The organism is Pseudomonas hydrolytica (genome assembly GCF_021495345.1).
Taxonomy (GTDB): Bacteria; Pseudomonadota; Gammaproteobacteria; order Pseudomonadales; family Pseudomonadaceae; genus Aquipseudomonas; species Aquipseudomonas hydrolytica.
On sequence record NZ_CP099397.1, the window covers coordinates 307,919 to 321,406 of the forward strand.

Annotated in this window: 14 protein-coding genes; 10 read left to right on the forward strand and 4 right to left on the reverse strand. The window is 66.4% G+C overall.

Features of this window, described 5'->3' with window-relative positions:
• Nucleotides 1-40 precede the first annotated feature (40 nt).
• Nucleotides 41-1,147: a DNA-processing protein DprA gene (dprA, locus tag L1F06_RS01485; RefSeq protein ID WP_129482030.1), complete on the forward strand. Its 1,107-nt coding sequence runs from the start codon at nt 41-43 to the stop codon at nt 1,145-1,147.
• Between the two features lie 66 nt (nt 1,148-1,213).
• The gene (tsaC, locus tag L1F06_RS01490) at nt 1,214-1,771 is read left to right on the forward strand and encodes an L-threonylcarbamoyladenylate synthase type 1 TsaC (RefSeq protein ID WP_129482029.1); all 558 of its coding nucleotides are present in this window, start codon (nt 1,214-1,216) and stop codon (nt 1,769-1,771) included.
• Between the two features lie 50 nt (nt 1,772-1,821).
• On the opposite strand, the gene L1F06_RS01495 is transcribed toward tsaC, so the two are convergent.
• A complete protein-coding gene (locus L1F06_RS01495) occupies nt 1,822-2,799 on the reverse strand; it encodes an NADPH:quinone reductase (RefSeq protein WP_003242333.1) in 978 nt (325 codons plus the stop codon).
• 144 nt (nt 2,800-2,943) lie between these two features.
• Here L1F06_RS01495 and hemF point away from each other — a divergent pair, with 144 nt between their 5' ends.
• Both hemF and aroE read left to right on the forward strand, forming a co-directional pair.
• Nucleotides 2,944-3,858: an oxygen-dependent coproporphyrinogen oxidase gene (hemF, locus tag L1F06_RS01500; protein WP_003242335.1), complete on the forward strand. Its 915-nt coding sequence runs from the start codon at nt 2,944-2,946 to the stop codon at nt 3,856-3,858.
• Between the two features lie 107 nt (nt 3,859-3,965).
• Nucleotides 3,966-4,787: a shikimate dehydrogenase gene (gene aroE, locus L1F06_RS01505; protein ID WP_129482028.1), complete on the forward strand. Its 822-nt coding sequence runs from the start codon at nt 3,966-3,968 to the stop codon at nt 4,785-4,787.
• A 6-nt stretch (nt 4,788-4,793) separates the two neighbouring features.
• On the opposite strand, the gene dadR is transcribed toward aroE, so the two are convergent.
• The gene (gene dadR, locus L1F06_RS01510; protein ID WP_011920545.1) at nt 4,794-5,282 is read right to left on the reverse strand and encodes a transcriptional regulator DadR; all 489 of its coding nucleotides are present in this window, start codon (nt 5,280-5,282) and stop codon (nt 4,794-4,796) included.
• A gap of 157 nt (nt 5,283-5,439) precedes the next feature.
• Between dadR and dadA the strand changes: the two genes are divergently transcribed.
• From dadA to L1F06_RS01540, 6 genes are all read left to right on the forward strand, one after another.
• Nucleotides 5,440-6,738: a D-amino acid dehydrogenase gene (gene dadA / locus L1F06_RS01515; protein WP_003242341.1), complete on the forward strand. Its 1,299-nt coding sequence runs from the start codon at nt 5,440-5,442 to the stop codon at nt 6,736-6,738.
• A 37-nt stretch (nt 6,739-6,775) separates the two neighbouring features.
• On the forward strand, nt 6,776-7,126 hold the full coding sequence (locus L1F06_RS01520; protein WP_129482027.1) for a RidA family protein: 351 nt from the start codon (nt 6,776-6,778) through the stop codon (nt 7,124-7,126).
• 143 nt (nt 7,127-7,269) lie between these two features.
• A complete protein-coding gene (alr, locus tag L1F06_RS01525; protein WP_129482026.1) occupies nt 7,270-8,343 on the forward strand; it encodes an alanine racemase in 1,074 nt (357 codons plus the stop codon).
• A 103-nt stretch (nt 8,344-8,446) separates the two neighbouring features.
• Nucleotides 8,447-8,995 carry a cupin domain-containing protein gene (locus tag L1F06_RS01530; protein ID WP_003242346.1) on the forward strand — a complete coding sequence of 183 codons (549 nt, stop codon included), beginning with the start codon at nt 8,447-8,449 and terminating at the stop codon, nt 8,993-8,995.
• Nucleotides 8,996-9,108: 113 nt separating this feature from the next.
• Complete coding sequence (locus tag L1F06_RS01535; RefSeq protein WP_003242347.1) at nt 9,109-9,528, forward strand: c-type cytochrome; 420 nt, start codon at nt 9,109-9,111, stop codon at nt 9,526-9,528.
• A gap of 413 nt (nt 9,529-9,941) precedes the next feature.
• Complete coding sequence (locus L1F06_RS01540) at nt 9,942-12,077, forward strand: acetyl-CoA hydrolase/transferase C-terminal domain-containing protein (RefSeq protein WP_129482025.1); 2,136 nt, start codon at nt 9,942-9,944, stop codon at nt 12,075-12,077.
• A gap of 60 nt (nt 12,078-12,137) precedes the next feature.
• Here the strand turns inward: L1F06_RS01540 and L1F06_RS01545 are convergent, their stop codons facing one another.
• Nucleotides 12,138-12,710, reverse strand: coding sequence for a xanthine phosphoribosyltransferase (locus L1F06_RS01545; protein ID WP_003242352.1), 573 nt, complete (start codon nt 12,708-12,710; stop codon nt 12,138-12,140).
• 134 nt (nt 12,711-12,844) lie between these two features.
• Nucleotides 12,845-13,327, reverse strand: a complete 483-nt coding sequence (locus L1F06_RS01550; RefSeq protein WP_003242354.1) for a UPF0158 family protein — start codon at nt 13,325-13,327, stop codon at nt 12,845-12,847.
• Nucleotides 13,328-13,488 lie beyond the last annotated feature (161 nt).

A 13,488-nucleotide genomic window follows, 5' to 3' on the forward strand; every position in this document is an offset into this window, starting at 1 on the left:
CCACCAGGACGGTGACACGCACGATCAAGGACGATCTGCCATGCCCCTACCTTCCTCGCCTTCTCCCGCCGAGCTTGAAGCCCGCCTGCGCCTGCATTTGCTGCCGGAGCTTGGCCCGCGGCGCTTTCGCAAGCTGCTCAGTGCCTTCGGCAGCGCTTCGGCCGCGCTCAGTGCTCCGGCCAGCGCCTGGCGCTCGCTGGGCCTGCCGGCCGTGTGCGCCGAGCCGCGACGCAGTGCCGAGATCCGGCAACGCGCCGCCGCGGCTATGCACTGGCTCGACCAGACAGATCAGCACCTGCTGATGTGGGATGACCCACGCTATCCGGCCCTGCTCGCCGAGCTGGCGGATGCGCCGCCGCTGCTGTTCGTGGGCGGAGACCCGCTGCTGCTGGAGGCACCGCAACTGGCCATGGTCGGAAGCCGCCGCGCCTCTCGGCCGGGTCTGGACAATGCGCACGCCTTCGCCCGCAGCCTGGCCGCCGGCGGTTTCGTGATCACCAGCGGGTTGGCCCTGGGCATAGATGGCGCCGCGCATCAGGGCGCGCTGGATGGTGGCGGCAAGACCGTGGCGGTGCTGGGTACCGGCCTGGAGTGCCTGTATCCGGCACGGCACAAGCGGCTGGCGGCGCAGATCATCGAGCAGGGCGGTGCTCTGGTTTCCGAACTGCCGCTGGACTGTCCGCCGCAGGCGAGCAACTTCCCGCGACGCAACCGGATCATCAGCGGCCTGTCACTGGGCGTGCTGGTGGTCGAGGCCAGTCCTTCCAGCGGTTCGCTGATCACCGCGCGTCTGGCTGCCGAGCAGGGTCGCGAGGTGTACGCCATTCCCGGCTCGATCCACCATCCAGGGGCGCGCGGCTGTCATCAGCTGATTCGCGACGGCGCGACGCTGGTGGAAAGTATCGAACATATCCTTGAGGCCCTGCGCGGCTGGCAGACACCAAGCGGACAGCAAGCTTCGGCTGTGCAGCCTGGCGCCGAGCAGCATCCCCTGCTGAAGCTGCTGCATGCCGCGCCACACAGTAGCGAGGCCTTGGCGCATAGCAGTGGCTGGCCACTCGCGCAGGTGCTGGCGGCGCTGACCGAACTGGAGCTGGACGGCCTGGTCTGCTGCGAGGCCGGGCGCTGGCTGGCGCGCGGTCCATAAGGGCCATGGCAGCCACTGTCTGGCTTGGATAGACTGCCGCCCATTCGAGTGGCGGGAGACAACCCAATGGCCAGCAACTGGCAGGTACAGCAAGCGGCGCGGGTGGTGTGTGAAGGCGGCGTGATCGCCTACCCCACCGAAGCGGTCTGGGGTCTGGGCTGCGACCCCTGGAACGAAGTCGCCGTGGACCGCCTGCTGGCTCTCAAGGAGCGGCCCGTGCACAAGGGCCTGATTCTGGTGGCCGACGACATCGAGCAGTTCGACTTTCTCCTCGATGATCTGCCGGAGATCTGGCAGGAGCGCCTGGCAGCCAGTTGGCCGGGGCCGAACACCTGGCTGGTGCCGCATCAGGACCGTCTGCCCGCATGGATCACCGGCGTGCACGACAGTGTGGCCCTGCGCGTCAGTGATCATCCGCTGGTACGTGCCCTCTGCCGGCTCACCGGACCGCTGATTTCCACCTCGGCCAATCCGGCAGGCCGCCCCGCGGCGCGCTCGCGGCTGCGCGTCGAGCAGTATTTCCCACGCCAACTGGACAAGGTGCTGGGCGGCGCCCTGGGCGGGCGCAAGAACCCCAGCCTGATTCGCGACCTGCGCACGGGCGATGTGATTCGCCCGTCCTGATCCTGCGCTGCGCAGGATGATTTACCTGCCGTAGGGTACGCAGGCCCGGTTCACGGCAGCAGAATGGTCGAGCCGGTGGTCTGCCGGGCGCTCAGCGCGTCCTGCGCGGCGGCGGCGTCCTTCAGCGCGTAACGGTTGCTGATCTCCACCTGCAGCTGGCCGCCGGCGATCATGCCGAACAGCTCGTCGGCCATGGTCTGCAGACGCTCGGGGGTATCGGCGTAGCCGGCCAGGGTCGGCCGGGTGACGTACAGCGAGCCCTTCTGCGCCAGGATGCCCAGGTTGACCCCGGTCACCGCACCGGAGGCGTTGCCGAAGCTGACCAGCAGGCCGCGCGGCGCCACGCAGTCCAGCGAGGTTTCCCAGGTGTCCTTGCCGACGCCGTCGTAGACCACCGGGCACTTCTTGCCGTCGGTCAGCTCCAGCACGCGCTGCACGACGTTCTCATGGCTGTAGTCGATGGTCGCCCAGGCGCCCTGCTCTTTTGCCCGCGCCGCCTTCTCGGCCGAACTGACCGTGCCGATCAGATTGACCCCCAGCGCCCGCGCCCACTGGCAGGCGAAGGAGCCGACGCCGCCCGCCGCGGCATGGAACAGAATGGTCTCGCCGCCCTTGAGCTCATAGGTCTGGCGCAGCAAGTACTGCACGGTCAGGCCCTTGAGCATCACCGCCGCGGCCTGCTCGAAGCTGATGGCCTCCGGCAGTCTGACCAGCTTGTCCGCCGGCAGCACGTGCAGCTCGCTGTAGGCGCCGAGCGGGCCGGTGGCATAGGCCACGCGGTCGCCGACGGCGAAGTTGCGCACCTCGCTGCCCACCGCCTCGACCACGCCAGCGCCTTCGGTACCCAGGCTGGAGGGCAGTGCCGGCGGGGCATACAGACCGCTGCGGAAATAGGTGTCGATGAAATTCAGGCCGATGGCGCGGTTGGCCACCCGCACTTCGCGCGGGCCGGGGGCCGCCGGCTGATAGTCGCGGTACTCCAGCACCTCGCTGCCGCCGTGCTGGCTGAACTGGATACGCTTGGCCATCTGGGATTCCTTCTGCTTGAGCCGCCGAGGGGCGGCGAAAGGGTCTATCCAAACGCCCTGATCGACCGCCGTCAACTGCGAAGGCGCGTCCGTGAGTGCTATGCTGCCCGCCGATTTCGATTCGCTCCCGCTCAAGGTGCCGCCGTGACTGACCGTACCGAGGCCGTGAAGGCCTATCTGCTCGACCTGCAAGATCGCATCTGCGCCGCCCTCGAGGCCGAGGACGGCCAGGCCCTGTTCCGTGAGGACGCCTGGCAGCGTCCGGCTGGCGGCGGCGGCCGCACGCGGGTGATCGAGAACGGCGCGCTGATCGAAAAGGGCGGGGTCAACTTCTCCCACGTGTTCGGTGACAGCCTGCCGCCCTCGGCCAGTGCCCATCGCCCCGAACTTGCCGGCCGCGGCTTCCAGGCCCTCGGCGTGTCGCTGGTGATCCATCCGGAGAATCCCTACGTGCCCACCTCGCACGCCAACGTGCGCTTCTTCAGCGCGGAGAAGGAAGGCGAGGAGCCGGTGTGGTGGTTCGGCGGTGGGTTCGACCTGACCCCCTACTACGCCAACGAGGACGATTGCCGCTACTGGCATCAGGTGGCCTTCGATGCCTGCGCGCCCTTTGGCGCCGAGGTCTATCCGAAATTCAAGGCCTGGTGCGACCGCTACTTCCACCTCAAGCACCGCGGCGAGCCGCGCGGCATCGGCGGGTTGTTCTTCGACGATCTCAACGAATGGGACTTCGACACCTGCTTCGCCTTCATGCGCGCGATCGGCGACGCCTACATCCAGGCCTACCTGCCGATCGTCCAGCGCCGCAAGCTGACTCCCTTCGGTGAGCGCGAGCGCGAGTTTCAGGCGTTCCGCCGCGGTCGCTATGTCGAGTTCAATCTGGTGTTCGACCGCGGCACCCTGTTCGGCCTGCAGTCCGGCGGGCGTACCGAGTCGATTCTGATGTCGCTGCCGCCGATGGTACGTTGGGGCTACGACTGGAAGCCCGAACCGGGCAGCGAGGAAGCGCGCCTGACCGAGTATTTTCTGACTGATCGTGACTGGCTTTCGGGGGCCTGATTCCGGGCCACGCAACCTGCGTAGGGTGCGCTGCGCGCGCCAGAGAGTATCCGGTGCGCATGGAGCACCCTACGAGAAAAGCCGGCAACTTCCTTCAAGGATCATCCATGGACCGCTACTGCGTCTTCGGCAACCCCATCGGCCACAGCAAATCGCCGCTGATCCACCGTCTGTTCGCCGAGCAGACCGGCCAGGCGCTGACCTACGAAGCGCGGCTGGCGCCGCTGGACGATTTCATCGGTGACGCGCGCGCCTTCTTCGCCGAGGGGCTGGGCGCCAACGTCACCGTACCGTTCAAGGAAGAGGCCTTTCGCCTGGCCGACGAGCTGAGCGAGCGCGCCCGTCGCGCCGGCGCGGTGAACACCCTGAAGAAACTGGAAGGCGGCCGCCTGCTCGGTGACAACACCGATGGTGCCGGATTGACCCGCGACCTGCAGGACAATGCCGGCTTCGCCCTGACCGGCAAGCGCATCCTCGTGCTCGGCGCCGGCGGCGCGGTGCGCGGCGTGCTCGAACCCTTCCTGGCGCAGAAGCCGGCCGTACTGGTGATCGCCAACCGCACCGTGGCCAAGGCCGAGCAGCTGGTGCGCGAATTCGCCGACCTCGGCCCGCTGGTCGCTGCCGGTTTCGACTGGCTCGACGCGCCGGTGGACCTGATCGTCAACGGCACCTCGGCCAGCCTCGGCGGCGAACTGCCGCCGATCGCACCGAGCCTGATCCAGCCGGGCCATACGCTTTGCTACGACATGATGTATGGCAAGGAGCCCACCGCCTTCAACCGCTGGGCCTTTGATCAGGGCGCGGCGCGCTGCCTGGATGGCCTCGGCATGCTGGTCGAGCAGGCCGCCGAAGCCTTCGAGCTATGGCGCGGCGTGCGCCCGAACACCGCGCCGGTGCTGGCCGAATTGCGCCGCCAGCTGGCGGGCTGAGGCGGCTCAATCCGGCACTGGCAGCGCCAGCGACTCCTTCACCTCTTCCATGACGATGTAGCTCTTCGACTCGCGCACGTGCGGCAGCTTGAGCAGGATGTCGCCGAGCAGCTTGCGGTAGCTGGCCATCTCGTTGATGCGCGCCTTCACCAGGTAGTCGAAGTCGCCGGACACCAGGTGGCATTCCAGCACGTGCGGCAGCTTGAGTACGGCGCGGCGGAATTCCTCGAAGGTGTCGCCGGACTTGTAGTCCAGGCTGATCTCGACGAACACCAGCAGGTTGGCCTTGAGCTGCTGCGGGTTGAGGCGGGCGTGGTAGCCCATGATGATGCCTTCGCGCTCCAGGCGGCGTACGCGCTCGGTGCAGGGCGTGGTGGACAGGCCCACGCGCTCGCCCAGTTCGGTAAAGCTGATGCGCCCGTCCTCCTGCAGGATGCGGAGGATGTTGCGGTCGATCTTGTCCAGTTCACGACGGCTTTGATGCTGGGTTCTCATGGGGAATCCGCCTCTGCAAAACGGCTTTTTGCCAAGAATTCTCGCCAAATATAGCTGTGTATATGGTGAAAAGCACTGCACGGCTCTCCCTATACTGCGCGCATCAACAACCCTGGTTCGTAACGTCCGTGCCTCAAGGCGCGGCGGGGAGAAAAGCATGCGTGTTCTGGTTCTCGGCAGTGGTGTCATCGGTACCGCCAGTGCGTACTACCTGGCCCGGCAGGGCCATGAGGTAGTGGTGGTCGATCGCCAGAACGGCCCGGCCCTGGAAACCAGCTTCGCCAATGCCGGCCAGGTGTCGCCCGGTTACGCTTCGCCCTGGGCCGCTCCGGGTGTGCCGCTGAAGGCCATCAAGTGGCTGCTGCAGAAGCATGCGCCGCTGGCGATCAAGGCCACCGGCGATGTCGATCAGTACCTGTGGATGGCGCAGATGCTGCGCAACTGCACCGCCGCCCGCTATGCGGTGAACAAGGAGCGCATGGTGCGTCTGTCCGAGTACAGCCGCGACTGCCTCGACGAGCTGCGTGCCGAAACCGGTATCGCCTATGAAGGTCGCCAGCTCGGCACCACCCAGCTGTTCCGCACCCAGGCCCAGGTCGACGCTGCCGCCAAGGACATCGCCGTGCTGGAAGCCTCCGGCGTGCCCTTCGAGCTGCTCGACCGTGACGCCATCGCCCGCGTCGAACCGGCCCTGGCCGGGGTCAAGCACAAGCTGGCCGGTGCCCTGCGCCTGCCCAACGATCAGACCGGCGACTGCCAGATGTTCACCACCAAGCTGGCGGACATGGCCAAGGCGCTCGGCGTCGAGTTCCGCTTCGGGCAGAACATCCAGCGTCTGGACGCCGTGGGCGACCGCCTCAATGGCGTGTGGATCGACGGCAAGCTGGAAACCGCCGACCGCTACGTGCTCGCCCTCGGCAGCTACAGCCCGCAGCTGCTCAAGCCGCTGGGCGTGCGCGCGCCGGTGTATCCGCTCAAGGGCTACTCGCTGACCGTGCCGATCACCAACGCCGAGATGGCGCCGACCTCGACCATCCTCGACGAGACCTACAAGGTGGCGATCACCCGTTTCGACAACCGCATCCGTGTCGGCGGCATGGCCGAGATCGCCGGTTTCGATCTGTCGCTCAACCCGCGTCGTCGCGAAACCCTGGAAATGATCACTGCCGATCTGTACCCGCAGGGCGGCGACCTGAGCCAGGCCGAGTTCTGGACCGGTCTGCGCCCGGCCACCCCGGACGGTACGCCGATCGTCGGTGCCACTGCCTACCGCAACCTGTTCCTCAACACCGGCCACGGCACCCTGGGCTGGACCATGGCCTGCGGCTCGGGCCGCCTGCTGGCCGATCTGATCGGCAGCAAGCGCCCGCAGATCAGCGCCGAGGGCCTGGATATCTCGCGCTACTCGGGCAAGAACCGCGAACTCGAGGCCGCGCCGCAGCCGCTGCGCACCTGATAGGCTGCGCGTCCCGTAATCGAAGGAGCTTTACCCTATGTCGATCCAGCGCCTGCATGTGGAAAAGCGCTACAGCGAAGTGGTAATCCACAACGGCACCGTCTACCTCGCCGGCCAGCTCGCCGACGACTACAGCGGCGACATCCGCCAGCAGACCCGCGAGACCCTGGCCAATATCGATCGCATGCTGGCCGAGGCCGGCAGCGACAAGAGCAAGATTCTTTCCGTGACCATCTACCTCAAGGACATGGACGCTCATTACGACGGCCTCAACGTCGAGTACGACGCCTGGATCGCCGAGGGTGCCGCGCCGGCACGTGCCTGCGTCGAGGCGAAGATGTACAAGCCCGAGGTGCTGGTGGAAATGATGGTGGTGGCTGCCCTGTAAGGTGAGCGCCCACCGGAGCGACGCCAAAAGTCGTTCCGGACTATTTTTTGTGTTGGCTTTTCGCCCGGCTGTCCCGCCGGGCATTTTTTTGACTGGCTACGCCAAACATCGCCCTTCAGCGAAGTATCGAGAGACCGCGAACCATGCGCCCTGCCCGTGCCCTGATCGACCTCGACGCGCTGCGTCACAACTACCAACTGGCCCGCGAACTGAGCGGCGCCCGCGCCCTGGCCGTGGTCAAGGCCGACGCCTACGGTCATGGCGCGGTACGCTGCGCCCAGGCTCTGCAGAGTGAGGCGGACGGCTTCGCCGCGGCCTGCATCGAAGAGGCCCTGGCCCTGCGCGAGGCCGGCATCCATGCGCCGATCCTGCTGCTCGAAGGCTTCTTCGAGGCGGACGAGCTGGCGCTGATCGACCAGCACGAACTCTGGTGCGTGGTGCATGCGCAGTGGCAGATCGAGGCCATCGAGCAGGCTCGCCTGAGCAGGCCGCTGACCCTCTGGCTCAAGCTGGATTCCGGCATGCACCGCGTCGGCCTGCACCCAGCCGAGTACCAGGAGGCCTATCGCCGTCTGCTGGCCAGCGGCAAGGTCGGCAAGATCGTGCTGATGAGCCACTTTGCCCGGGCCGACGAGCCCGAGTGCGAGCGCACCGTCGAGCAACTGGCGGTATTCCAGCAGGCCCGCCAGGGCCTGGCCGCCGAGGTCAGCCTGCGCAACTCGCCGGCCGTGCTCGGCTGGCCTGCGGTGCCGAGCGACTGGGTACGCCCCGGCATCATGCTGTACGGCGCCACCCCCTTCGAGCAGGCCCAGGAGCAGGCGGCGCGCCTGCAGCCGGTGATGACCCTGGAGTCCAAGGTCATCAGCGTGCGCGAACTGCCGGCCGGCGAGCCGGTGGGCTATGGTGCGCGCTTCGTCAGCGAGCGGCCGACCCGTGTCGGCGTGGTCGCCATGGGCTATGCCGACGGCTACCCGCGTCACGCCCCGACCGGCACGCCAGTGGCGGTGGATGGCCAGCTCACCCGGCTGATCGGTCGGGTATCGATGGACATGCTCACCGTGGATCTGACCGACCTGCCGCAGGCCGGCTTGGGCAGCCGCGTGGAGCTCTGGGGCAAGCAGGTGCTGGCTAGCGACGTGGCGATGGCTGCGGGCAGCATTCCCTACCAGATCTTCTGCAACCTGCGCCGGGCTCCGCTGCTCTATCTCGGGGGCTGAGATTGGCGGCTGTGGGCGAGCGTGAACGCCAGTGTTGTAAATTCCGAACGCTATGCCATGATACGGACACTTTTCCGCATCAATCCCAAGGGGGACACCAGCATTGGACGTCGGCGTTCGACTGCAATCGATCCGTAAGCTCAAAGGCCTTTCCCAGCGTGAACTCGCCAAGCGGGCGGGCGTCACCAACAGCACCATCTCGATGATCGAGAAGAACAGCGTAAGCCCCTCGATCAGTTCGCTGAAGAAGGTGCTCGGTGGCATTCCCATGTCGCTGGTGGAGTTCTTCTCCCTCGATCTGGAGCAGGAGAACCAGACCCAGGTGGTCTACCGGGCCTCCGAACTCACCGATATCTGCAGTGGCGCCATCACCATGAAGCTGATCGGCAAGGCGCATCCGAGCCGTGCCATCGCCTTCCTTGACGAGACCTATCCGGCAGGTGCCGATACCGGCGACGAGATGTATGCCCATGAGGGCGAAGAGGCGGGCATGCTGGTCGAAGGCAAGCTGGAGCTGACCGTCGGCAGCGAGGTGTTCGTGCTCGAGCCGGGCGACAGCTACTACTTCGAGAGCAGCAAGCCGCATCGCTTTCGCAACCCGTTCGACGAGCCGGCACGCTTGATCAGTGCCACCACGCCAGCGAACTTCTGATCAATAACCCTGCGACAATATGGGTTGTTTCGGCCGGGGCGGCTTGCCGTTATACTGTCGCCCGCTCGCGAATCCGTGGCCGCGGGCGTGACTAGCCACGAAGAGGGTGTACCGTGAATCTGATGAAGAAAATGCTGGCAGTACCGGCTGCCGTATTGGCCCTGTGGGCAGTGACTGCTCAGGCCACGACCGATGAAGCCATCGCCGAGCGCCTCAAGCCGGTGGGCGAAGTGTGCATCATGGGTGAAGAATGCAAGGGCGTCGGCGCCGTTGCCGTGGCCGCTGGCGGCGCACGCAGCACCGACGACATCATCGCCAAGCACTGCAACGCCTGCCATGCCGCCGGCGTGCTGGGCGCGCCGAAGATCGGCGACACCGCTGCCTGGAAAGAGCGTGCCGACCATCAGGGCGGCCTCGACGGCATCCTTGCCGCTGCCATCTCCGGCATCAACGCCATGCCGCCGAAAGGCACCTGCGCCGATTGCTCGGAAGACGAACTGCGCGACGCGATCAAGAAGATGTCCGGTCTGTAAGACCCGACGCTTCGCTGAAAAAACCGCCCTCTGGGCGGTTTTTTCGTTTAGAGCCTGCTCACGAGCTCGCGAGCTAGAGCCATACAAGGCGCAACGACCCACGGGAGTAACAGCCGAAGGCTGGCCCGAAGGGAGAGCGCCAGCGAATCAAATAGGCGAGGAACGCCCGGAGTCGCGCTCGACTTTACGAGCTGTAAATGAGCAGTACTCGCTTCGCTCGCCCCTCCGGGGCCGCACTAAAGTGCGTTAGCCGCAAGCGGCTTCCGACCGGGCTGGCGCTCCAGCCTGTTCTTAACGCAGTAGGGCCGACGCGCAGCAGATCGTGAGCAGGCTCTTAAGGCGATGGCATGCAACCATGCTGGTAGCCAGGCAGTCCAAGCATCATTCGTCAAGGATGCCGCGAGGAGCGCCAGATGCCGCACAGCTGTACCCTCGAACAAGCCGTCGATCATGTGCTCAGCGAGCTGGATGGGCCGATCCATCTCGGTCTGCCGCTTGGTCTGGGCAAGCCCAATCGCTGGGTCAATGCCCTGTACGCGCGGGTGCGCGAGATGCCCGAGCGGCAGCTGACGATCTACACCGCGCTGTGCCTGGGGCGGCCGCGGGCCGGGCAGGAGCTGCAGCGGCGTCTGCTCGACCCCTTCGTCGCGCGGGTCTACGGCGACTATCCCGAGCTGGACTTTCTCGCCGACCTGCACGCCGACAGCCTGCCGGCCAACGTGCGCGTGGAGCAGTTCTTCTTCCAGCCCGGCAGTCTGCTCGACTGCGAGCCGGCGCAGCAGGACTACATCAGCAGCAATTACAGCCACGTCGCCCGCGACCTCAATGCCAAGGGTCTGAACCTGGTGGCCCAGCTGGTGGCTGGCGATGACCAGCGGCCGGAGCATTTCAGCCTGAGCTGCAACCCGGACGTGACCCTCGACCTGCTGCCGTTGCTGCAGCGCCGCCGCGCCGCTGGCGAGAAGGTGCTCAGCGTCGCCCAGATTCACCACGACCTGCCCTACATGGCAGGCGACGCCCAGCTGCCGCGCGACACCTTCGACATCCACATCGTCGAGGACGAGCGGACCACGCTGTTCTCCACGCCGAACATGCCGGTGACGACCCAGGATCATTGCATCGGCCTGTTCGCCAGCACCCTGGTGCGCGACGGCGGCACGCTGCAGATCGGCATCGGTGCGATGGGCGACGCCCTGGCGGCGGCGCTGATCGCCAGGCAAGCCGACAATGCCCGCTACCGTGCGGTGCTGCAGGCGTTGCGCGGCGGCGAGGGCTGGGCCGGGGAAATCGCCGCCAACGGTGGCCTGGCGCCGCTCGAACAGGGGCTATACGGCTGCAGCGAGATGTTCGTCAACGGTTTGCTGGCATTGGCCGAGGCCGGCCTGCTGCGGCGTGCGGTCTATCCGGACCTGCGTCTGCAACGCCTGGCCCTGGCGGGCGCGCTGGATGCCTCGGGGCGCCCGCACAGCGTGCAGGCGCTGGCCGATGCCGGGTTGCCGGCGCGGCTGCAGCCTGGCGATCTTGGCTGGCTGTCTGGCAGCGGGTTGCTGCAGGGCGACCTGCAACTGGAGGAAGGCTGGCTGTATCTGCCGGATGGCAGCCGAACCGTGGCGGATCTGAGCGATCCGCAGACCCAGGTCTGTCTGGCGCCCTACCTGGGCGCGGCGCAGGGCGGCGTGGTGCTGCACGGCGGCTTCTTTCTCGGCCCGGGGGCCTTCTATAGCCGCCTGCGCGAACTGGATGACGCCGCGCGACAGCGCTTCGCCATGACCGGTATCCGCTACATCAACGAGCTGTACGGCCAGGAAGAGCTCAAGCGCCTGCAGCGCCGCGACGCGCGCTTCATCAATACGGTCTTCACCATGACCCTGCTCGGTGCGGGCGTCGCCGACCAGCTCGAGGACGGCCGGGTGCTCAGCGGCGTGGGTGGTCAGTACAACTTCGTCGCCCAGGCTCATGCGCTGGAGGGCGCGCGCTCCATCCTGCTGCTGCGCAGCTGGCGCGAGTCCGGCGGCCAGGTCAGTTCCAACATCGTCTGGGACTATGGCCACGCCACCATTCCGCGGCACCTGCGCGACATGGTGGTGACCGAATACGGCATCGCTGATCTGCGCGGCAAGACCGATGCCCAGGTGATCGAGGCGCTGCTCGCCATCAGCGACTCGCGCTTCCAGCCCGAGCTGATCGCCCAGGCCCAGCAGGCGGGCAAGCTGGCGGCCGATTTCCGCCTGGATGCGCGCTTCAGCAACAACCTGCCGGAGCGGCTGGACAAGGTGCGTGCGGACTTTCCCGCGCTGTTTCCCGAGTACCCGCTGGGCAGTGATTTCAGCAGCGTGGAGGCCGATCTGGTGCGCGCGCTGGGCTGGCTCAAGAGCAAGCTGCACCTGAGCGAGGCGCTCGAGCTGGGCAAGGCCACGCTCGATGCGCCTGAGCCGCTCGCCTATGCCGAACATCTGCGGCGCATGGGCCTGGAGGCGCCGGACGGCGTGCGCGAAACCCTCTACCAGCGGCTGTTGCTGGCGGGCCTGCAGGCCACCGCCTCGGCGTAGGCTTGCTTGGCTGCCCTGGTCATGCTGAGCGCCGGGGCAGCGATGTGCATCGACAGGCGCTCAGTCGAGAAAACGTACCTGGCCGTTTTCCAGCGCCGCGACCCGGGCCAGCGACTCGACGCGGTAGCCTTCGCTCTCCAGCAGGTTGCGGCCTTCCTGGAAGGATTTCTCGATGACGATGCCGATGCCGGCCACCTGGGCGCCGGCCTGCTGGATCAGGTCGATCAGCGCCTTGGCGGCGTGACCGTTGGCGAGGAAGTCGTCGATCACCAGCACCTTGTCGGCAGCGGTCAGGTGACGGGCGGAAATGGCGATGGTGCTTTCGGTCTGTTTGGTGAAGGAGAACACCTTGGAGATCAGCAGGTCGTCCTTGAGCGTCAGCGACTGGAACTTGCGCGCGAAGATCACCGGGATGCCCAGCTCGAGGCCGGCCATCACCGCCGGGGCGATGCCGGAGGCCTCGATGGTGACGATCTTGGTGATGCCCTGGCCGGCGAAGCGCTGGGCGAACTCGTGACCGATCTGCTGCATCAGCGCCGGATCGATCTGGTGGTTGAGGAAGGCGTCGACCTTCAGCACCTGATCGGAAAGGACGATGCCTTCGCTGAGTATCTTCTGTTTCAAGGATTCCATGGCGCTTCCCCGGCCGGCTGAAAGCGGCGGATTTTCGCTCAAAACGCCCGGCAATGTGTAGTGATACCTAAGGCTGCCCGACAGTCGTAGGCATCTGATCGGTCGGACAGGTTATCCGGGCCGGCGGGACCCGGTCAGGCGCTCTTGGTCAGACGGCGCAGGATGTCCTTGGGAATGCCGCGCGTATCCAGGGGCAGCTTGTCCGGCGCTGGCTCCAGGCCCAGTTCGTAGAGCCAGTTGAGCGCAAATTCGCGCAGTTGCTTGAGCTCGAAGGCCTGCCATTGCTCACGCAGCGCCGGAAAGGCCTCGATCTCGTAGTCGAACGAGCGCAGCGGCTTGCGGCCGGTCAGCGCGGCACTGAGCAGGGGATGGGCATGCACATCGTCGAGGGTGAACAGGAAGGACTCGCGCATGGCCACGCGCTGCGGCACGTCGAGGTTGGGTATGCGCGTATAGCGATCCGGCTCGAGTTCCACTTGCTGGCGCTCCTCGCTGTACTGGTCTTCTGCAGGCAGGGTCAGGACCTTGCCGCTTTCCAGATCCAGCCAGTTTTCCTGCTGTTCGCGGCCGTTGATCAGTCGAGTCAGGGCATCAATGTCGAGCGTGAATGTGCGCATGGTTCCAGCCCCTGTTTCTGAACGATGTCTTCTTCTGACTGGCAAATACGACGAGGGTGCCAGCGGCATTGGAGTGGTGGGCCGAAGCCCACCGACCAGCGACCATACACCAGCGCGGTAGGGTGGGCCGGGTGGCGATCCGCTTTGGCCCACCAGACAGC

Excerpts from the sequence above, each read along its gene's own strand:
- aroE (WP_129482028.1), top strand. The coding sequence starts at position 3,966 with ATGGACCGCTACTGCGTCTTCGGCAACCCCATCGGCCACAGCAAATCG.
- L1F06_RS01540 (WP_129482025.1), top strand. The coding sequence starts at position 9,942 with ATGCCGCACAGCTGTACCCTCGAACAAGCCGTCGATCATGTGCTCAGC.
- L1F06_RS01495 (WP_003242333.1), bottom strand. The coding sequence starts at position 2,799 with ATGGCCAAGCGTATCCAGTTCAGCCAGCACGGCGGCAGCGAGGTGCTG.
- tsaC (WP_129482029.1), top strand. The coding sequence starts at position 1,214 with ATGGCCAGCAACTGGCAGGTACAGCAAGCGGCGCGGGTGGTGTGTGAA.
- L1F06_RS01550 (WP_003242354.1), bottom strand. The coding sequence starts at position 13,327 with ATGCGCACATTCACGCTCGACATTGATGCCCTGACTCGACTGATCAAC.
- dadR (WP_011920545.1), bottom strand. The coding sequence starts at position 5,282 with ATGAGAACCCAGCATCAAAGCCGTCGTGAACTGGACAAGATCGACCGC.
- dprA (WP_129482030.1), top strand. The coding sequence starts at position 41 with ATGCCCCTACCTTCCTCGCCTTCTCCCGCCGAGCTTGAAGCCCGCCTG.
- alr (WP_129482026.1), top strand. The coding sequence starts at position 7,270 with ATGCGCCCTGCCCGTGCCCTGATCGACCTCGACGCGCTGCGTCACAAC.
- dadA (WP_003242341.1), top strand. The coding sequence starts at position 5,440 with ATGCGTGTTCTGGTTCTCGGCAGTGGTGTCATCGGTACCGCCAGTGCG.
- L1F06_RS01545 (WP_003242352.1), bottom strand. The coding sequence starts at position 12,710 with ATGGAATCCTTGAAACAGAAGATACTCAGCGAAGGCATCGTCCTTTCC.
- L1F06_RS01520 (WP_129482027.1), top strand. The coding sequence starts at position 6,776 with ATGTCGATCCAGCGCCTGCATGTGGAAAAGCGCTACAGCGAAGTGGTA.